The sequence below is a fragment of the Streptomyces sp. NBC_01296 genome (genome assembly GCF_035984415.1).
Taxonomy (GTDB): Bacteria; Actinomycetota; Actinomycetes; order Streptomycetales; family Streptomycetaceae; genus Streptomyces.
This window is the reverse complement of record NZ_CP130720.1, coordinates 7,348,955-7,366,078: the sequence shown is the minus strand read 5'-3', so window position 1 is coordinate 7,366,078 and position 17,124 is coordinate 7,348,955. Positions and strand designations below refer to the sequence as shown.

Genomic DNA, 17,124 nt, shown 5'->3' with positions numbered 1-17,124 from the left:
CCAGGCAGAAAGCGGGGTCTCCCCCTCATGGCTGAGCTCGTCTACCCTCCGGTGATCGGCGCCGCCCACACCCTGTTCCGGGCGCTGGACGTCCGCATCGACATGAAGGGCACGGAGAACATCCCGCGCAAGGGCGGAGCGGTTCTCGTGTCGAACCACATCGGCTACCTCGACTTCATCTTCGCCGGCCTGACCGCGCGGCCGCAGAAGCGCCTGGTCCGCTTCATGGCGAAGGAGTCGGTCTTCCGCCACAAGGTGTCCGGCCCGCTGATGCGCGCGATGAAGCACATCCCGGTGGACCGCAAGCAGGGTGAGACCGCCTACCAGCACGCCCTCGACTCGCTGCGCGCCGGCGAGATCATCGGTGTGTTCCCGGAAGCGACGATCTCCCAGTCGTTCACGCTCAAGAGCTTCAAGTCGGGCGCCGCGCGCATGGCCCAGGAGGCCGGCGTCCCGCTGATCCCGGTGGCGCTGTGGGGCACCCAGCGGCTGTGGACCAAGGGCCGCCCGAAGAACCTCAAGCGCAGCCACATCCCCGTGACGATGCGGGTGGGCGAGCCCATCGAGGCGCCGACCGACCAGTACGCCGGGGCGATCACCCGCCGCCTGCGCGAGCGGGTGCAGGAGCTGCTGGACGCGGCGCAGCGCGCCTACCCGGCCGCCCCCAAGGGCCCCGAGGACTCCTGGTGGCTGCCGGCGCACCTGGGCGGGACCGCGCCGACGGCCGCCCAGGTCAAGGAAGCGGGCTGATCCCGCACCACCGGGTCGGGTGATCCTGCGGCCCCGCTGTTCACGGCGGGGCCGCATCCGTGTGCCCGGCCGTCAGTTCGGGTTCTCGGCGTGGGTGAGCGTCTCCCATGCCTCGAAGTGGTTCTCGGTGCCCGCGGGGCGCCGCGCCTCGGTGAGCTTGCGGGTGTTCTCCATGTCGACGCCGAGCCGGGTGTGCAGGGCGTTGTAGCCGACCTCCGTCGCCGGGCCGATGCCCTTGGTCAGGCTCCCGCCGCACAGCCAGGAGGGGACCGGCGCGCCGAGCTCGTACGCGGCGTGGAAGCCGAGCGCGTGCCGGAAGCGGTCCTTGAACTCCGGGTAGAGGTCGCGGCCCTGGATCCGCGAGGTCTCGGCGACGTGCATGGTCGCGGCGATCCCCATGCCGGTGTGGCCGAAGTCCCGGCAGGTCTCCTGGGCGAGGCCGTCCACGAACGTGCTCTGGCCGTGCCAGTAGTCGATCAGCTCGCTCTTGGTGTCGATGCTCGAGCGCGGCGGGTACTTCGGCTGCGGGCCGTCGGAGGCCAGGTAGAAGTACGCGGGGACCCGGCCCAGGTAGATGGCCATCGCCTTGTCGTAGCTCGCGCGGTCGTCGAGATGGACGGAGATGCCGACGGCGGCGTCCATCATGATCAGTTCCCAGTTGCCGTTGCTGTTCGGCTTGCCGCCCGCGACCTCGGGCAGGTAGACGTCGCGCAGCATGGTCGCGAACCGCCCCTGGTTCGGCCAGCCGCCGGTGTACGTGTGCTTGATGATCTCGGCGGCGCGCGGCCAGGTGGATCCCGCCCAGCCGCTCTGGAGCGGCGCGTTGCTGTTGGTGTGGTCCTTGATCTTCGCGGACCAGGCGTCCATCAGCTCGATCGACTTCTTCGCGTACTTCGCGTCGCGGGTGATGTACCAGGCGAGTGCGTCGCCGTACGCCGCGATGGCGTCCTCGCGCTCGTCGGAACAGCCGATGTCCGGGTTCGAGTACGAGCCGCACTCGACGACGGCGCGCGGCTTGGGCGTGCGGGTCAGGGAGCCGTACTTGCCGGCGAGCATCGCGTCGAACGCGCCCTTCCACGGCTGCTGTCCGGCCTGCACCTTGGTGCGCACGAAGTCCAGCTGGGCTCGACTGTTCAGGACTCCGGGGTGGGCGAACTGTGCGGGGGCGGCCGCGGCGGAGGGGGCCGGCCGTGGGGGGCCGGCGTGGGCGGTGGGGGTGAGGGTCAGGGCCGCGGTTAAGCCGAGTGCGAGGGCGGCCAGCCCCGCGGGGACTCCGTAACGCATGAAGCGCCTTCCGGTCGGAGGTGGGGGAACGGGGAATTCCTGCCGCCGAAAGTACCCATGAGCATGCCAAGTTGACAACGTTATCCAACAGGAAACTTTCCTATTGCTTCGCCCGCCCGGCCTCCTCCGCACGCTTGCGTCTGCGGTGCGCGGCGACCCGCGCACGCGTCGCGCAGGCGGTGGAGCAGTAGCGGCGGGCGCTGCCGGGCCCGGCGCCGAGGAAGAACCGCCCGCAGCCCTCGGCGGCGCAGGCACCCCACGCGATCCGCCCGTACTCGGTGAGCAGTTGGGAGAGCGCCAGGGCCCCGGAGGCCAGGAACCACTCGCCCCACCCGGCCTGCTCCCCCCGGTCCACGTGCAGGTGCCAGGGGTGGCCGTCGTGCCGGGTCAGCCGGGGCCGGGTGCCGTACTGCGCGAAGAGCGCGTTGAGGGCCTCGGCGGCGCGGTCCTCGTCCGTCTCGGCGAGCACCGCCCCCATCCGCCGGGCCGCGGTCCGCAGTTCGGCCGCGGCCGCCTCCGTGAAGGCCTCCTCGGTGAGGTCGGCGGGGTGCTCCCCGTGCCGTGCGAGGAGCGCCGCCAGTTCGGCGCGCGGGAGTCCGGGGTCCACGCGGACCGCCTCGGCGAGATCGATCAGCCGCCGGCCGACCGAGAACCCCTGCGCGGAATCGGCCATCTCCGGATCCTTTCGCTCTACACCCGTATGACGTAACGTCTTGTGCCGCTATCACGTTACACATCTCGAGGGGGTCCGGGGATGCACGGGTTCGGGCGGTACCTGGCCGCCGCGCTGGCCGCGCGGTTCGCCTCGGAGGGCATGAGCCTCGCGGTGGTCCTGCTGGCCCTCGAGCGCACCGGGAGCGCCGCGCACGGCGCCTTCGTCCTGACCGCCTGGCTGGCTCCGCACATCCTGGCGGCTCCGCTCGCCGGAGTGGCCGCCTCCAGGACCCGCCGGCCGAGGCTGTTCCACGTGGGCGCACTGGCCGGGTTCACCTGCGCGGTGGCGGCGCTGTCCGTGCTGCTGGGCAGGGCCCCGGCGCCGCTGGTGCTCGCGGTGGCGCTGCTGGGCGGCAGTTGCGGGCCGATGGTGACGGGCGGGATGTCCAGCCTGGTCGCCGGTCTGGTCCCGGCGGGGGCCGGGCGGGACCGGGCGTACGCGTGGGACGCGTCCACGTACAACGGCGCCGCGGTCACGGCCCCGGCGGTGGTGGGCCTGGCGGCCGCGCTGGGCTCGGCCGCACCCGCGATGGCGGCGCTCGCGCTGGCGGGTGCACTCGCGGCGGCGCTGGCCGCGACCCTCCCGTACGCAGCCCCGCAGCCGGCCCCGGCGGCGAACGGCGGGGCCGCCGCGGGTACGGGCCCGGGCGCGGCCCGGCCGAGCGCTCCCCCGGTCGGTCTGGGCGCCGGACTGGCGGCCCTGTGGCGGATCCGGGAGCTGCGGGCGATCACCTCGGCCACGACGCTGGCCTTCGTCGGCATCGGCACGCTCACCACCACGTCGGTCCTGCTGGCCTCCCGGCTCGGCAGCCCGGGCGCCGGGGGCGTGCTGATGACGGCCTTCGCGGTGGGCGCGCTGGCGGGCTCCCTGACGCTGGGCCGGATCACGGCGCTGGAGCCGGGGCGGCTGGCGCGCTGGGCCATGGCGGGCACCGGGGCCGCCCTGGCGGTGGCCGCCTTCGCCCCGTCCGTCACCCTCGCGGCGGCGCTGTTCGCCGCCGCCGGGGTGTGCGACGGGCCGCTGCTGACGGCCACCCTCCGGATCCGCTCGGAGTACGCCCCCGACGCGGTACGGACCCAGGTGTTCACCCTCGGGGCGGGGCTCAAGCTGACCGCCGCGTCGGTCGGCGCCGCCCTCGTGGGCTTCGCCGCGGCCGCGCCCCCGCAGGCGCTGCTGGCCGGGATCTCCGTGCTGATCCTGGCGGCGGCCCTGCTGCACGCGCTGGTGGCGCGGCAGGCACCGGCACCGGCCGGCGCGGCGGCGGCTACAGAGCCGTCGGGAGGTTCCGCCACAGCTCCGGCCGGTCGGCGGACTCCCTGAGGGCCTTGAGCGCGGCCGGGTGCGGGGTGGCGTACAGCTCGGGGTAGTCGACCTCGCCGAGCTCGGGGCGTACGGGGAAGGCCAGCCGCTCGGCGTCCAGGGCGAACCGGGCGTCCACGCCGGGCTTGTTGCCGCGGGGGTCCTGGCGGGCCCAGTGCGCGGCGCCGGGCAGCCGGAGGGCGACCAGCCCGTGGACGACGGGGTTCGAGCCGTCGTCGTCGGCGAGCCGCTGGTAGCAGAGGCCGGCCGGGATCCCCTGGGCGCGCAACAGGGCGACCAGCGCATGGGACTTGGCGTAGCAGATGCCGTTGCGCGTGCCCAGGACGTCCGAGGCGCGCCAGGAGACGCGCAGGTCCCCGGAGTCGCCGGAGTGCGGGATGGTGTCGCGGACGAACTCGAAGGCGACCTTGGCGTATGAATATGCGTCGCCGGTGGCGGTCCAGAGGGCGTCGGCGGTTTCCCGGACGAGCGGATGGTCGTGGTCGATGACCTCGTCCGCCGCCATGTAGGCGTGAATGTCTGGGCTTTGCGGGATCAGCTGCATGGCCCGGAGCATAGGCATACCCCCGCCCGTGGATCAATGAATTTACGGTCGGGGGTATATCTATTCAGCTATCGAAGGAGGTTGTCACCCTTATCGGGCGAGCTCCTCCTTGAGTGCCTGGAGGAAGCCGTCCACGTCCTCCTCCTGGGTGTCGAAGCCGCACATCCAGCGCACGTGCCCGGCGACCTCGTCCCAGAAGTAGAAGCGGTAACGCTTCTGCAGCCGCCGCGACACCTCGTGCGGCAGCTTCGCGAACACCGCGTTGGCCTGCACCGGGTAGAGGATCTCCACCCCGTCGGTCTCGCGCACGCCGGCCGCCAGCCGCTGCGCCATCGCATTGGCGTGCTGGGCGTTGCGCAGCCACAGGTCCTTGGCGAGCAGGGCCTCGAGCTGCACCGACACGAACCGCATCTTCGACGCGAGCTGCATCGACATCTTGCGGATGTGCTTCATCTGCCGGACCGCGTCCGGGTTGACGACCACCACGGCCTCGCCGAACATCATGCCGTTCTTGGTGCCGCCGTACGACAGCACGTCCACGCCCACCGTGTTGGTGAACGTGCGCATCGGCACGTCGAGCGAGGCCGCGGCGTTGGCTATCCGGGCCCCGTCGAGGTGCACCTTCATGCCGTGGCCGTGCGCGTGCTCGCAGATCGCCCGGATCTCGTCCGGCGTGTACACCGTGCCGAGCTCGGTGTTCTGGGTGATCGAGACGACCTGCGGCATCGCCCGGTGCTCGTCCTCCCAGCCCCACGCCTGCCGGTCGATGAGCTCGGGGGTGAGTTTGCCGTCCGGGGTCGGGACGGTGAGCAGCTTGAGCCCGGCCATCCGCTCCGGGGCGCCGCCCTCGTCGACGTTGATGTGCGCCGTCTCGGCGCAGATCACCGCACCCCAGCGGTCCGTCAGGGCCTGGAGGGCCGTGACGTTCGCGCCGGTGCCGTTGAAGACCGGGAAGGCCTCCGCGTACGGGCCGAAGTGGCTGCGGATGATCTTCTGCAGGTTCTCGGTGTACTCGTCCTCGCCGTAGGCGACCTGATGGCCGCCGTTGGCCAGGGCAAGGGCCTCCAGGATCTCCGGATGGACCCCTGCATAGTTGTCGCTCGCGAAACCGCGTACCGCCGGATCGTGGTGGCGGCGGGCATCGGTCTTCACGGTTGCGGAGTGAGCCACAGACGCTGTCCGTTCACATCGATGGCGGGCCGCTCCCACACGCCGGCGATGGCCTCGGCCAGCTCCTTGACGTCGGTGAAGCCCGCGAACTTCGCATTGGGGCGCTCGGCGCGCATCGCGTCGTGCACCAGTGCCTTGATCACCAGGATCGCAGCCGCGGCGCCCGGGCCCTCCTCGCCCCCCGCCTTGCGGAAGGAGTCGGCGAGGGAGAGCGTCCAGGCCTCGGCGGCCGCCTTGCCCGCGTTGTACGCGGCGTTGTTGGCGACCGGCTTGTGCGCGCCGGACTGGCTGACGAGGACGTAGCGGCCGCGGTCACTGCGCAGCAGCGCGTCGTGGAAGGCGAGCGACGTGTGCTGGACGGTGCGGATCAGGAGCTTCTCCAGGAAGTCCCAGTCCGCGAGGTCCGTGTCGGTGAAGGTGGTGCTGCCGCGCCAGCCGCCCACGAGGTGGACGAGCCCGTCCACGCGGCCGAACTCCTTCTCGGTCCGCTCGGCCCAGGCCTTGGTGGCCTCCAGGTCGAGCAGGTCCACGGTGTCACCGGTGACGGTGGCGCCTCCGTGCGCGTAGCGGGCCGCGTCCACGGACTCCGCAAGGCGCGTCGGGTTGGCATCGGCCGCCACGACCACGGCGCCCGCCTCGGCGAGGCGGAGCAGGGCGGCGTGGCCGGCGGGGCCGCCGGCCCCGGCCACCGCGACGACGGCCCCGTGGAGCTTGCCGTTCCCGTTCTTCCCAGCGCTGTTCATCTGTGCAGCCTCCTGTGGGCGAGCGCTCACGCGGCGACCCGCTCGGCCGAATCGGCGTTCACTGCAGTGATGCCCTTCGTGGAGGCGATCACTCCCTTGAGCTTCTTGGCGAGCGCCTCATAGAACATGCTCAGCGGAAACTCGTCGGGAAGCACGTCGTCGACGAGCTTGCGCGGCGGCTGCGTCAGGTCGAGGGCGTCGGGGCCCTTGGCCCACTTGGAGCCCGGGTGGGGGGCGAGGTACGTGGAGACGAGCTCGTACGCCTTGAACCAGTGGACGAGCTTCGGGCGGTCGATGCCGGCCCGGTAGAGGTCCTCGATCTCGGCGCACAGCTGGTTGGTGACCTGCGGGGCCCGCATCCAGTCGATCTTCAGCGTGTTGTCCGTCCAGCGCACGACGTCGTGCTTGTGGAGGTACGCGAAGAGCAGCTGGCCGCCGAGGCCGTCATAGTTGCGGTTGCGGTCGCCCGACACCGGGAAGCGGAACATCCGGTCGAAAAGGACGGCGTACTGCACGTCACGGCCGTGCTCGTTGCCCTCGGACTCCAGCTTCACGGCCTCCTTGAAGGCGGTGAGGTCGCAGCGCAGCTCCTCCAGGCCGTACATCCAGAACGGCTGGCGCTGCTTGATCATGAAGGGGTCGAACGGCAGGTCGCCGTGGCTGTGGGTGCGGTCGTGGACCATGTCCCACAGGACGAAGGCCTTCTCGCAGCGCTCCTGGTCCTCGACCATGCGGGCGATGTCCTCGGGCAGCTCGATGCCGAGGATGTCGACGGCGGCCGCGGTGACCTTGCGGTAGCGGGCGGCCTCGCGGTCGCAGAAGATGCCGCCCCAGGTGAAGCGCTCGGGGGCCTCGCGGACGGCGATGGTCTCCGGGAAGAGCACGGCGGAGTGGGTGTCGTAGCCCGGGGTGAAGTCCTCGAAGGTGATGCCGAGGAACAGCGGGTTGTCGTACCGGGTGCGCTCCAGCTCGGAGAGCCACTCGGGCCACACCATCTTCAGGACGACGGCCTCGAAGTTGCGGTCGAGGTTGCCGTTCTGCGTGTACATGGGGAAGACGACCAGGTGCTGGAGCCCGTCGGCGCGCTCGGCGGCCGGGTGGAAGGCCAGCAGGGAGTCCAGGAAGTCCGGCACCTTGAAGCCGTCCGCGACCCACTTGCGCAGGTCGGAGACGAGCGCACGGTGGTACGCGGCGGCGTGCGGCAGCAGCGGCGACAGCGTCTCGACGGCGCCGATCGCCCGCTCGACGGTGGCCTCGACATCGACCGGGACGGGGGCGCCCGCGGCCTCGAAGTCGATGGAGCCGTCCTTGGACTGCCAGGGGCGGATCTCCTCCACGGCGGCCTTGAGCTCGGGCCACGCCGGGTGGTCCACCACCCGCGCACCGGCGGTTATCACCGCACCGCCAGAACCCGGCACAAGAATTTCCGTCATGTCACTTCCTCCACAGGAGAACCTCGCGTCAACACAGCGTATGGGTGCAGGCCTCTCCCACTCAAGAGGTCGATCGGGAAATTATCCTGCGACACCCCTATCGACACCGTAATTCTTCCCGCCGTCCACCCCTCGGGCGACGGCTTCGCCCCTTTCGCGTACCGGGGTTCACGTCCGCCCGGCCCGCGGGCGGCCGGCCTCCCGCCCGGTGGGTGACGTCCGTCACCCACCGGGCGGGCGCGGGCTCACGCGCCGCGGAAGTGCGGGATGACCTTCTCGCCCCACTGCCGCAGCGTCTCCAGGCAGGCCTCCTGCGGCACCGTGCCCATCTGGATCAGGCACATGATCTCGTCCGCCCCCGCCTCCTTGAGTCGCCGGACGTACGCGATGGCGTCCTCCGCGCTCCCGTACGCGTGGTCGGCGCGGAACGTGGCCGTCGAGGTGGGCCTCACCGGGATGTCCTGCTCGTGCAGCCGGGCCACCACCTGCTCGGCCGCCCTGTGCATCTCCGCCGCCTCGTCGGCGCCCGCGACCACGGCCTCGTCCGGGATCCCGGTCCCGCCGTACCAGTGGCCGATGGACTGGGCGAAGAACCGCTGGCCCCGGATGCCGATCCGGCGCGCCTCGGCCGGGTCGTCGAGGACGATGGTCGGGCAGAGCACCGAGAAGTGGTCGTTGACCGCGGTCGAGACGAAGCGGGCGCCGCCCCGGCCGGCGACCGCCGCGTCGTACACGGCCCGCATGCCGGCGATGGACTCCGGCCCGGCGAAGCCCATCACCAGGGCCCCGACGCCCAGTTCCGCGGCCTGGACGAGGGTCTCGGCGCGGCTGCACGCCAGGAACAGCGGCGGATGCGGGGTCTGCTTCGGCCGCGGCAGGATCGGGTGCGGGGCGATGTCGATCAGCTCGCCGCGGTACTCCAGCTCCTCCTCCTGCCAGGCCTTGCCGATGATCCGCAGCGCCTCCTCGACCTCCTGGGTGGTGCGGTCCCGGTCGACCCCGCACAGGGAGGTCTCCTGCTCGGTGCCGCCGCGCCCGGCCCCCAGGTCGAGGCGGCCGCCGGAGAGCAGGTCGAGCATGGCGGCCCGCTCGGCCACCCGGACCGGGTGGTTGAAGTTGAAGGGCATGCAGACCACGCCGTGGCCGATGCGTATGGTGTGCGTCCGGGCCGCGACCCAGGTCAGGAAGACCTCCGGGGCGGACATGTGGGCGTACCACTTCAGGGAGTGGTGCTCCACGGCCCAGATCCGGTCGAATCCCATGCGCTCGGCGAGCACGGCCTGCTCCACGCAGTCGTGGATGACCTGGTGCTCCCGCTCCACGGTCGGGTCGGCGAGCTGAGCTTCGAAGATCACGGAGAATTTCACGATGCCTCCAGGGTTGCGTCCCGTGCCCGGCCATACTTCAATTCGGAATATGACTAGTAGTCATACGTCGAAGAAGCAAGACCTTCCGCCGACCGCATGGGCGGTACTCGGGCTGCTGTCCTTCCCCGGGGAGCGCACCGGGTACGAGCTGAAGAAGTGGGCGGACTCCTCCCTGCGCTTCTTCTACTGGTCCCCGGCCATCAGCCAGATCTACGCCGAGCTGCGCCGGCTCGAGGAGCTGGGGTACGCGGCCTCCGCGCGCTCGGGCCCCGAGGAGGCCCGGGCCAAGCGCCGCTACGCCATCACCGACGCCGGCCGCGAGGCCCTCGCCGGCTGGGCCTCGGACACCGCGGAGGCCGGGCCCCCGGTGCTCAAGCACGGGCTGCTGCTGCGGGTCTGGCTCGGCCACCTCGCCGAGCCGGAGCGGCTGCGCGCGATGGTCGGCGACCATCTGGAGCGCACCCGGGGCGAACTGGCCGCCGTACGCGAGGCGATGGAGCAGGCGGGCGGCGTACCGCAGTGGGCCTTCCCGGCGCTCGCGCTGCGCTGGAGCGAGCGGCAGCACCTGGCCGAACTGGAGCTGGGCGAGGCCCTGCTGGCGGATCTCGCGGAGCTGGACCCGGCCGGTACGGGAGCCCCGTCCGCGGATCGTCAAGGCGGCGGGGACGCGCCCACGCCCGGGTGACGCGGCAGGGCCGCCTCGGGGTTCGCGACGGCGTACGGCCCTGGCGGGAACCGGCCTGCGGCCTCGTTCCGGGCGCTGCACGGGCGGTCTCATCGCATCCCCGGCGCACTAGCATGCGTCCTCACCGCGCGGCCGGTCGGGACACCGCGACCGCGCGGGGAGCCGCCGTCGACGGAAGCGAGAGAACCTTGACTTTCCTCACCATCGGTCACCGCGGGGTCATGGGTGTCGAACCCGAGAACACCCTGCGGTCGTTCGTCCGCGCGGAACGTTCCGGGATGGACGTCATCGCTCTGGACGTGCAGCTGAGCAAGGACGGCGTGCTCGTCGTCCTGCACGACGCCGAGGTGGACCGGACCACCGACGGCGCCGGGGCCGTCGCCGATCTGACCCTGGCCGCGCTGCGCGAGCTGGACGCCGGCCAGGGCGAGCACGTGCCGGCCTTCGAGGAGGTCCTGGACGCGGTCCGGACCCCGCTCCAGGTGTCGGTCCACGACGGGGCCGCCGCGGCCGCGCTGGCGGAGCTGGTCCTGCGCCGCGACCTGAACGCGCGGGTGGAGGTGGCCTCCGTCCACGACGGGGTGCTCGCCGAGACGGCCCGGCTGCTGCCCGGGGTGCGCAGCGTGCTCCGTTCGGAGCTGAGCGGCGGGGCCGAGGAGGTCGTGGCCCGGGCCCTCGCCTCCGGCGCGCGCACGGTCGCCCTGAACATCCGCGAACTCACCCTGGGCACGGTGGAGTCGGTCCACGCGGCCGGGCTGAAGGTGACCGGCTGGACCGTCAACACCCTGCAGCAGCTGCGGCTGGCCCGGGCTCTCGAACTGGACGGCGCGGCCACCGACTTCCCGGAGATCCGCAGTACGGGCCGGTTCCTGGCCTGACGGCCGCGCCCGGTCCGGGCTCCCGCGCTACAGCGGCTTGACCAGCAGCTCGAAGGCCAGGTCGTCGCGGAGCGGGACGCCGAAGCGCTCGTTGCCGTACGGGAAGGGGCTCAGCTCGCCGGTGCGCCGGTAGCCGCGGCGCACGTAGTAGGCGATGAGCTCCTCCCGTACGTTCACCACCGTCATCCGCATCTCCTTGGCGTCCCAGGTCTCGCGGGCGCGGCGCTCCGCCTCGGCGAGGATCTCCTTGCCGAGGCCGCCGCCCTGCAGCCCCGGGCGGACCGCGAACATCCCGAAGTAGACGTGGTCGCCCCGGTGTTCGAGCTGGCAGCAGGCGACGAGCCCGCCCGCGCGCTCGACGACGAGCAGGACGCTGTCGGCGGAGTCGATGATCGCGCGGACCCCTTCGGGGTCGGTGCGCTGCCCCTCCAGGACGTCCGCCTCGGTGGTCCAGCCGGCGCGGCTGGCGTCCCCGCGGTAGGCCGACTCGACGAGCGCCACCAGTTCCGGCACGTCCGCTTCTACGGCACTGCGGAAGTTCAGGGCGGTGGGGTGGGCGGTCGACATCGGGGGCTCCGTTCGGCTCGGCGGCATATGACATGCCCGGTGCGGCACCGAGAGCCTAACCCGGGGCGGCGTGCGGGCGTCCGGGCCGGGGCATCTCTTCCGGTGACGCCGACGAACCGGGGGTTCCGCCGTGCACGGTCCCGCGCTGTCCCTTCCCGCCTCCCTCCCCGCCTGGCTGCTCGTGCTGCTGTGCGCGGTGAGCGGTGCGTACTGCCTGCGGCGGGTGCGCAGATCGGGCCGGGAGGCGCGCGGCGGGGCGGCGGGCGAGGCGCTGATGGGGTTCGGGATGGCGGTGATGGCCGTGCCGTCGGGCATCGGCCCGTGGGGGCCCGGGGTCCTGCTGGCCGTCTTCTGCGGGGCCGCGCTGCACGCCCTGTGGCTGCTGCGGGGCGGGGTGCACCACGCCCACCACCTGGTCGGTTCACTGGCCATGGCGTACATGGCGCTGACGATGGCCGCCGGCCACGGGCACGGCGGGGGCCTGCCGCCGGTCACCGGGGCGCTGCTGCTGTACTTCGCGGGGTACGTGCTGCTCGGCGGGGCGCGGCTGGTGACGGCGGGCGGGGGTGCGCAGCCGGTCCCGGGCGGGCCGCAGGTGGTGCCCACGGAGCTGACGCGGGCGTGCCGACTGACCATGGGGATGGGCATGTTGACGATGCTGCTGAGCCTGTGACGCTCGCGGGCCCGGCGGACAAACGTGTCCTGCGTCACCAATGCCGAAAGCCCGTACCCGCAGGTAGCCCCGCGCTCATAGGCTGGCGGGCATGATGGTCCCCGCCGCACTCCTGTTGCTCGGCGTCCTGACCGCAGTGCTCGCTCCCCGTCTGCTGGCCCGGGCCGAATGGCCCGACCGTGAGCCCGTCGTCGCCTTGTGGGTGTGGCAGTGCGTGGTGGGCGCGGTGCTCCTGTGCTTCGCCCTGTCGATGGTGCTGAGCGCGGCCGCCGCCTGGCTGTCGGTCCGGGGCCGGCTCTTCGCGGCCGCGCCGCACGGGGTGGTCGACGCGTACGCGCTGGGCCCGACCGGCGGCCCGTGGGCCGTGGGCACCGCGCTCGCGCTGGCGGGTGGCGGGCTGTGGACCGGGGCCCGGCTGACCCGGGAGGTGCTGCGGGCCCGGGCCCGGCGGCGGGCGCGGGGCGCCGAGCTGCTCGTACGGGCGCCGCTGCTGCCCGGGGAGGACCCGGCGGGGGCGCGGCTCGTCGTACTGGAGGGAACGCGGCCCGACGCGTGGTGGCTGCCGGGCGCGGCCCCGCAGCTGGTGGTGACGACGGCCGCGCTCGGGCGGCTCAAGGGGAGCCAGCTGGACGCCGTGCTGGCGCACGAGCAGGGGCACGCGGAGGCCCGGCACGACTGGCTGCTGCACTGCTCGCGGGCGCTGGCGGGGGGATTCCCGCAGGTGCCGGTGTTCGCGGCGTTCGAGGCGGAGATGCACCGGCTCGTGGAACTCGCCGCCGACGACGTGGCCTCGCGGCGGTACGGGAGGCTGACGATCGCGCTCGCGCTGGTCGGGCTCAACGAGGACCGGGGGGTGTTCGGGCCCTACCCGAGCCCGCAGCCGCACGTCTCGGAGCGGGTGCGGCGGCTGCTGTCGGCGGCGCCCCGGCTGTCGGCGGGCCGCCGGCTGCGGCTGGCGGCCCTGGCCACGCTGGTCCCGGCGGTACCTCTGGTGGTGGCCCTGATGCCGGGCCTGAGCGCGCTCACCTGATCCGGCAGGCCCGCCGGGCGGGAGCCAGGCGCCCTACCGGCCGAGTTCGGCGGCGAACAGGTCGCGCACCCGGGCCCACGAGTCCTCGGCGGCGGCCTTGTCATACGGTTCGCGCCCGGGGAAGAAGAAGGCGTGCCGGGCGCCCGGGTAGACGACCTCCTCGTGCCGTGCCCCGGCCGCCGTGAGCGCCTCGGCGATCTGTGTGCGCTGCTCGGCGTCGATGACGTGGTCCAGTTCCGCGAAGAACATGAGTACCCGTACGTCCCGCTCGGCGAGGGAGCCGGTGGTCGCCAGCAGCGGCTCCGGGCGACTGAGGGCGGTGCCCGCGACGGGCAGCCAGCCCGGGTAGAAGATCGCCGCCGCAGCGAGGTCGAGCCGGGTGGCCGCGAAGTAGGCGATGTGTCCGCCGAGGCTGAACCCGAGCACGCCGGTCTGCTCAGTGGCCTGCGCGTGGGTGCGGACGTGGGCGACGGCGGCCCGCAGGTCTTCCTCGACGCCGTCCCGGGTCAGCTGCCCGAGCAGCTCGAAGGCACGTTCCCGGTTGGCGGCGTTCTCGGCCAGGCCTGTGGCGGTCTCGGGGCCGGAGCGGTGGTAGAGGTTCGGGGCGATCGCGACGTAGCCGAGCGCGGCGACCTGCCGGACGATGCCGCGGACGTCCTCGGTCAGCCCCCACAGCTCCGCACCGACGAGCACGGCCGGGTGGCGTCCGGTTCCGGCGGGGCGAGCCACGTATGCGGTCATCGGCGCGGCGCCGCCGGTCGCGATCTCCACTTCATGTGCAACGGTCTCGTACGTCATGAGGACCCCCTCGAACAGAGCGTGAAACGGTCGACTCTGCGAGCTTGTCACGCCACTGACGGAGTGTGGGCATCCGTATCAGCACGCGGACCGGCACGCGCAGGCGCCGTCTCCCACCGTGTCTCCCACGTCGTGCGGGTGCGCACCGGGCCGGGTCCGGGTAGGCCGAAATCCGCCGTTCCCCCGAGGTGTGGAAGTCCCTGCTCTGGGCGATCCCCCGCGTCGCCCAGAGCAGGCGACCCCGTGCGCTGAGTATATTGGCTGGGAGCCAGTCAACGCAGGAGTAAGCATGTCCCCGCGCAGCGCATCGGTCAATGAAGAATTGCGCAGACGTTCCCGGGAGCGGCTGCTCCAGGCCACGGTCGATCTCGTCGCCGAGCACGGCTACGAGGCCACGACGCTCGGCGACATCGCCGACCGGGCGGGCACGGCCCGCGGCCTGGTCTCGTACTACTTCCCGGGCAAGCGGCAGCTGCTGCAGTCGGCGGTGCACCGGCTGATGCACCGCACGCTGGACGCGGCCCTGGAGCGGGAGCCGCGCAGCGACGACGGCCGCGAGCGGCTCGCCCGCGCCGTCGACGCGATCCTCGGGCTCGCCCGGGACCAGCCGCTGCTGATGCGGACCCACATGGCGGGCATCCTGCAGGCCGAGGGGTTCGTCCAGTGCCCGGAGCAGCAGCGGCTGGCGGAGCTGCTCCGGGACACGGTCACGCGGTACGGCTCGGCGGACGTGGACACCGACTACCCGCTGCTGCGGGCGCTGCTGATGGGCGCGGTGGTCGCGGTCCTGCTGCCGGGAGCTCCGATGCCGCTGGCACGGCTGCGGGCGGAGTTGTTCCAGCGGTACGGGCTGGACTGGGAGCTCGGCGTTCCGCCGGACGGCGGACCGCCCGGCGGAACGTTTCCCTCAAGAGACTGACACCGCCGGCCGTCAGTGGTACTCGGGCTGGGTCTGCACGTTGAGCCGGTCCATCCGCACCCACTTCGCGCCCTCGGTGCGCCAGTCGTCGATCCGCAGCACGTCGAGGCCCTTGGCGATGTCGTTCGAGTAGATGTGGCCGTTGTAGTAGTACGCCGACCAGGACCCGCCGAGGCCGAGCTGGTCGGTGGTGAGCGGGCCGCGCTCGAAGTAGCCGATCTCCTTGGGCCGGGCGGAGTCGGTGAAGTCCCACACCGAGACCCCGCCCTGGTACCAGGCCTGGACCATGATGTCGCGGCCGCCGCCGACCGGGATCAGCGAGCCGTTGTGGGCCACGCAGTTCTCGGTGTCGGCCTGCATGCGCGGGATCTTGAAGTAGCTGCGGAAGACGAGCTTGCGCTGGTCGCCGCGGCCGGTGATGTCGTAGATGCCGTCGGCGCCGCGGTTCGGGCCGGTGGCCTCGTTGCAGGTGGGGCCGCCACCGCCGCCCAGCTCGTCGGTGAACACCACCTTGTCGGCCTTCTCGTTGAAGGTCGCCGAGTGCCAGAACGCGAAGTTCACGTTGTCCTGCACCCGGTCGATGACCCGCGGCTGCTCGGGCTTGCTGATGTCGAAGAGGATGCCGTCGCCCATGCAGGCGCCGGCGGCCAGCTTCTTCGACGGCAGCACGGTGATGTCGTGGCAGCCGGTGGTCTTGGTGACACCGGGGTTGGTGGGCGCGCCCGGGTTGCCGCCGTCCGGGAAGAGGACGGGGAAGGCGACGACCGCGGCCTGCGTCGGGTTCTTCTTCGGGACCTTGATCACGGAGATGCCGTCGTGCGGCGGCTGGCAGTCGGGGAACGCCTCGTTCGGGGAGTAGGAGGCCACGTAGAGGTAGATGTCGCGCTCGCCCGGCACCAGCGTGTGGGTGTGGGAGCCGCAATTGGTCTCGACGGACTTGATGTACTTGGGGTTCTTCTTGTCCTTGATGTCGAAGATCTTGATGCCCTCCCACGAGGACTTCTCCGTCGCGGGCTGCGAGACGCTGTTGCAGGAGTCGTCGCTGCGCGAGGAGTCGGTGGAGAGGAAGAGCAGGTCCCCCTGGACGGAGACGTCGTTCTGGCCGCCGGGGCAGAGCACCTGGCTGACGGCCTTCGGGGCCTTGGGATCGGCGATGTCGTAGATCGTGAAGCCGTTGTAGTTGCCGGCGTAGGCGTACTTGCCCTGGAAGGCCAGGTCGGTGTTGATGACGCCCGGGTAGGTGCTCGGGATGTTGGCCAGGTGCCTGACGTTCGCGCTGTGCACGATCTCGTCCTGGCCGGGGATCTCGCCGGGAGCGAGTTCGCGGCCCGCGGCCGGGTCCGCACCCTGCGCGGACGAGGCGCTGCCTGCGCCGCCGGGCGATAAGTCCCCCGGATCGGGGGTGGCGGCCGCGGGACCGGCCGCGAACAGCGTGGCGAGCAGCCCGGCCGCGGCCACGGCCGCCCCCAGACTCCTGTGCCGCACTCTGGTGGTGTGCTTCGAGGTCACTGTGCCCTCCCATGGGAGTCCGATCGATTCCGCTCGTGGTGGGAACGGAACCAGGACCCCGGCAGTATGTTCCTTACCATGGACATGGCAAAGGGGTTACTCGGTCGAACCGCCGGGACGGTCCTGGCCGCGGGGATGCTGCTCGCCGTGGCCGGCTGCCGGGGCGGCGACGGCGACAACGGGGCGAAGGACGGCGGGGCGGCGGTCATCGCCCCCGGCAGGCCGGGCGAGAAGGCCCGCACCCTCTCCCCCGAGGAAGCGGCAGCACGGCAGCCCGACGACAAGCCCAACGCGGCGGACCGGGCCTACGTGCAGCACATGATCGAACACCACCGGCAGGCGCTCACCATGAGCGCGCTGGCCCCGGAGCGGGCCTCGGCGGACGGCGTCAAGCGGCTCGCCGAGCGCATCGCGGCCGCCCAGCAGCCCGAAATCCGCGCGATGGAGAACTGGTCGGCCCGCTACCCGGCCCCCTCCGGAGCCCCGGCCGGCCACGACCACGGCGCCATGCCGGGCATGGCGACCGAGCAGCAGCTGAAACAGCTCACCGAGGCCGAGGGCGCCGACTTCGACCGGCTCTTCCTCACCCTGATGACCGCCCATCACGAGGGCGCGGTGAAGATGGCGGGCGAGGCGCTGGCCGCCGGAAACAACGGGGCGGTGGAGGAAATGGCCAACGAGGTGGTGGCCACGCAGACCGCCGAGATCCACCGGATGCGCGCGATGGGCTGACGGCCGC

At 72.3% G+C, this 17,124-nt stretch carries 18 protein-coding genes; 8 read left to right on the top strand and 10 right to left on the bottom strand.

The genetic code is table 11. The features are described from left to right. Nucleotides 1-27 precede the first annotated feature (27 nt). A complete protein-coding gene (locus OG299_RS33580) occupies nucleotides 28-750 on the top strand; it encodes a lysophospholipid acyltransferase family protein (protein WP_266631763.1) in 723 nt (240 codons plus the stop codon). A 72-nt stretch (nucleotides 751-822) separates the two neighbouring features. On the opposite strand, the gene OG299_RS33575 is transcribed toward OG299_RS33580, so the two are convergent. After that, nucleotides 823-2,034: an alginate lyase family protein gene (locus tag OG299_RS33575; protein WP_266631761.1), complete on the bottom strand. Its 1,212-nt coding sequence runs from the start codon at nucleotides 2,032-2,034 to the stop codon at nucleotides 823-825. A gap of 100 nt (nucleotides 2,035-2,134) precedes the next feature. Beyond that, the gene (locus OG299_RS33570; protein ID WP_266631759.1) at nucleotides 2,135-2,707 is read right to left on the bottom strand and encodes a CGNR zinc finger domain-containing protein; all 573 of its coding nucleotides are present in this window, start codon (nucleotides 2,705-2,707) and stop codon (nucleotides 2,135-2,137) included. An 81-nt stretch (nucleotides 2,708-2,788) separates the two neighbouring features. On the opposite strand from OG299_RS33570, the gene OG299_RS33565 reads away from it, so the two are divergent. Beyond that, nucleotides 2,789-4,069: an MFS transporter gene (locus tag OG299_RS33565; protein ID WP_327363506.1), complete on the top strand. Its 1,281-nt coding sequence runs from the start codon at nucleotides 2,789-2,791 to the stop codon at nucleotides 4,067-4,069. Here OG299_RS33565 and OG299_RS33560 read toward each other — a convergent pair. The 5 genes from OG299_RS33560 to OG299_RS33540 all read right to left on the bottom strand — a co-directional run bounded on the left by OG299_RS33560 (nucleotide 4,014) and on the right by OG299_RS33540 (nucleotide 9,326). Continuing rightward, nucleotides 4,014-4,613 (bottom strand): transglutaminase-like domain-containing protein, encoded by a 600-nt coding sequence (locus OG299_RS33560; protein ID WP_327363505.1) that lies wholly within the window; start codon nucleotides 4,611-4,613, stop codon nucleotides 4,014-4,016. The genes OG299_RS33565 and OG299_RS33560 overlap by 56 nt on opposite strands. A 90-nt stretch (nucleotides 4,614-4,703) precedes the next feature. Continuing rightward, nucleotides 4,704-5,765, bottom strand: a complete 1,062-nt coding sequence (locus OG299_RS33555; protein WP_266631753.1) for a threonine aldolase family protein — start codon at nucleotides 5,763-5,765, stop codon at nucleotides 4,704-4,706. Further along, nucleotides 5,762-6,526, bottom strand: a complete 765-nt coding sequence (locus OG299_RS33550) for an SDR family NAD(P)-dependent oxidoreductase (RefSeq protein WP_266631751.1) — start codon at nucleotides 6,524-6,526, stop codon at nucleotides 5,762-5,764. Before OG299_RS33550 ends, OG299_RS33555 begins: the two co-directional genes overlap by 4 nt. 26 nt (nucleotides 6,527-6,552) lie before the next feature. Then, nucleotides 6,553-7,959, bottom strand: a complete 1,407-nt coding sequence (locus OG299_RS33545) for a DUF6421 family protein (RefSeq protein WP_266631749.1) — start codon at nucleotides 7,957-7,959, stop codon at nucleotides 6,553-6,555. A 245-nt stretch (nucleotides 7,960-8,204) separates the two neighbouring features. Next, nucleotides 8,205-9,326 carry an LLM class flavin-dependent oxidoreductase gene (locus OG299_RS33540; protein ID WP_327363504.1) on the bottom strand — a complete coding sequence of 374 codons (1,122 nt, stop codon included), beginning with the start codon at nucleotides 9,324-9,326 and terminating at the stop codon, nucleotides 8,205-8,207. Between the two features lie 49 nt (nucleotides 9,327-9,375). On the opposite strand from OG299_RS33540, the gene OG299_RS33535 reads away from it, so the two are divergent. After that, the gene (locus OG299_RS33535; RefSeq protein WP_327363503.1) at nucleotides 9,376-10,011 is read left to right on the top strand and encodes a PadR family transcriptional regulator; all 636 of its coding nucleotides are present in this window, start codon (nucleotides 9,376-9,378) and stop codon (nucleotides 10,009-10,011) included. Between the two features lie 188 nt (nucleotides 10,012-10,199). Next, on the top strand, nucleotides 10,200-10,889 hold the full coding sequence (locus tag OG299_RS33530) for a glycerophosphodiester phosphodiesterase (protein ID WP_266631743.1): 690 nt from the start codon (nucleotides 10,200-10,202) through the stop codon (nucleotides 10,887-10,889). A gap of 27 nt (nucleotides 10,890-10,916) precedes the next feature. On the opposite strand, the gene OG299_RS33525 is transcribed toward OG299_RS33530, so the two are convergent. Continuing rightward, a complete protein-coding gene (locus OG299_RS33525; RefSeq protein ID WP_266631741.1) occupies nucleotides 10,917-11,456 on the bottom strand; it encodes a GNAT family N-acetyltransferase in 540 nt (179 codons plus the stop codon). Between the two features lie 130 nt (nucleotides 11,457-11,586). Between OG299_RS33525 and OG299_RS33520 the strand changes: the two genes are divergently transcribed. Continuing rightward, nucleotides 11,587-12,129, top strand: coding sequence for a DUF5134 domain-containing protein (locus OG299_RS33520; protein WP_266631739.1), 543 nt, complete (start codon nucleotides 11,587-11,589; stop codon nucleotides 12,127-12,129). A 91-nt stretch (nucleotides 12,130-12,220) separates the two neighbouring features. After that, a complete protein-coding gene (locus OG299_RS33515) occupies nucleotides 12,221-13,159 on the top strand; it encodes a M56 family metallopeptidase (protein WP_327363502.1) in 939 nt (312 codons plus the stop codon). 33 nt (nucleotides 13,160-13,192) lie between these two features. On the opposite strand, the gene OG299_RS33510 is transcribed toward OG299_RS33515, so the two are convergent. Further along, nucleotides 13,193-13,957: a dienelactone hydrolase family protein gene (locus OG299_RS33510; protein ID WP_327363501.1), complete on the bottom strand. Its 765-nt coding sequence runs from the start codon at nucleotides 13,955-13,957 to the stop codon at nucleotides 13,193-13,195. A 289-nt stretch (nucleotides 13,958-14,246) separates the two neighbouring features. On the opposite strand from OG299_RS33510, the gene OG299_RS33505 reads away from it, so the two are divergent. Then, on the top strand, nucleotides 14,247-14,876 hold the full coding sequence (locus OG299_RS33505) for a TetR/AcrR family transcriptional regulator (protein WP_266631733.1): 630 nt from the start codon (nucleotides 14,247-14,249) through the stop codon (nucleotides 14,874-14,876). Between the two features lie 12 nt (nucleotides 14,877-14,888). Here the strand turns inward: OG299_RS33505 and OG299_RS33500 are convergent, their stop codons facing one another. Continuing rightward, nucleotides 14,889-16,385, bottom strand: coding sequence for an LVIVD repeat-containing protein (locus tag OG299_RS33500; RefSeq protein ID WP_266631731.1), 1,497 nt, complete (start codon nucleotides 16,383-16,385; stop codon nucleotides 14,889-14,891). A 78-nt stretch (nucleotides 16,386-16,463) separates the two neighbouring features. Between OG299_RS33500 and OG299_RS33495 the strand changes: the two genes are divergently transcribed. After that, nucleotides 16,464-17,117 carry a DUF305 domain-containing protein gene (locus OG299_RS33495; protein ID WP_266631729.1) on the top strand — a complete coding sequence of 218 codons (654 nt, stop codon included), beginning with the start codon at nucleotides 16,464-16,466 and terminating at the stop codon, nucleotides 17,115-17,117. Nucleotides 17,118-17,124 lie beyond the last annotated feature (7 nt).

Excerpts from the sequence above, each read along its gene's own strand:
- OG299_RS33580 (WP_266631763.1), top strand. The coding sequence starts at position 28 with ATGGCTGAGCTCGTCTACCCTCCGGTGATCGGCGCCGCCCACACCCTG.
- OG299_RS33575 (WP_266631761.1), bottom strand. The coding sequence starts at position 2,034 with ATGCGTTACGGAGTCCCCGCGGGGCTGGCCGCCCTCGCACTCGGCTTA.
- OG299_RS33570 (WP_266631759.1), bottom strand. The coding sequence starts at position 2,707 with ATGGCCGATTCCGCGCAGGGGTTCTCGGTCGGCCGGCGGCTGATCGAT.
- OG299_RS33565 (WP_327363506.1), top strand. The coding sequence starts at position 2,789 with ATGCACGGGTTCGGGCGGTACCTGGCCGCCGCGCTGGCCGCGCGGTTC.
- OG299_RS33560 (WP_327363505.1), bottom strand. The coding sequence starts at position 4,613 with ATGCAGCTGATCCCGCAAAGCCCAGACATTCACGCCTACATGGCGGCG.
- OG299_RS33550 (WP_266631751.1), bottom strand. The coding sequence starts at position 6,526 with ATGAACAGCGCTGGGAAGAACGGGAACGGCAAGCTCCACGGGGCCGTC.
- OG299_RS33545 (WP_266631749.1), bottom strand. The coding sequence starts at position 7,959 with ATGACGGAAATTCTTGTGCCGGGTTCTGGCGGTGCGGTGATAACCGCC.
- OG299_RS33535 (WP_327363503.1), top strand. The coding sequence starts at position 9,376 with ATGACTAGTAGTCATACGTCGAAGAAGCAAGACCTTCCGCCGACCGCA.
- OG299_RS33525 (WP_266631741.1), bottom strand. The coding sequence starts at position 11,456 with ATGTCGACCGCCCACCCCACCGCCCTGAACTTCCGCAGTGCCGTAGAA.
- OG299_RS33515 (WP_327363502.1), top strand. The coding sequence starts at position 12,221 with ATGATGGTCCCCGCCGCACTCCTGTTGCTCGGCGTCCTGACCGCAGTG.
- OG299_RS33510 (WP_327363501.1), bottom strand. The coding sequence starts at position 13,957 with ATGACGTACGAGACCGTTGCACATGAAGTGGAGATCGCGACCGGCGGC.
- OG299_RS33505 (WP_266631733.1), top strand. The coding sequence starts at position 14,247 with ATGTCCCCGCGCAGCGCATCGGTCAATGAAGAATTGCGCAGACGTTCC.
- OG299_RS33495 (WP_266631729.1), top strand. The coding sequence starts at position 16,464 with ATGGACATGGCAAAGGGGTTACTCGGTCGAACCGCCGGGACGGTCCTG.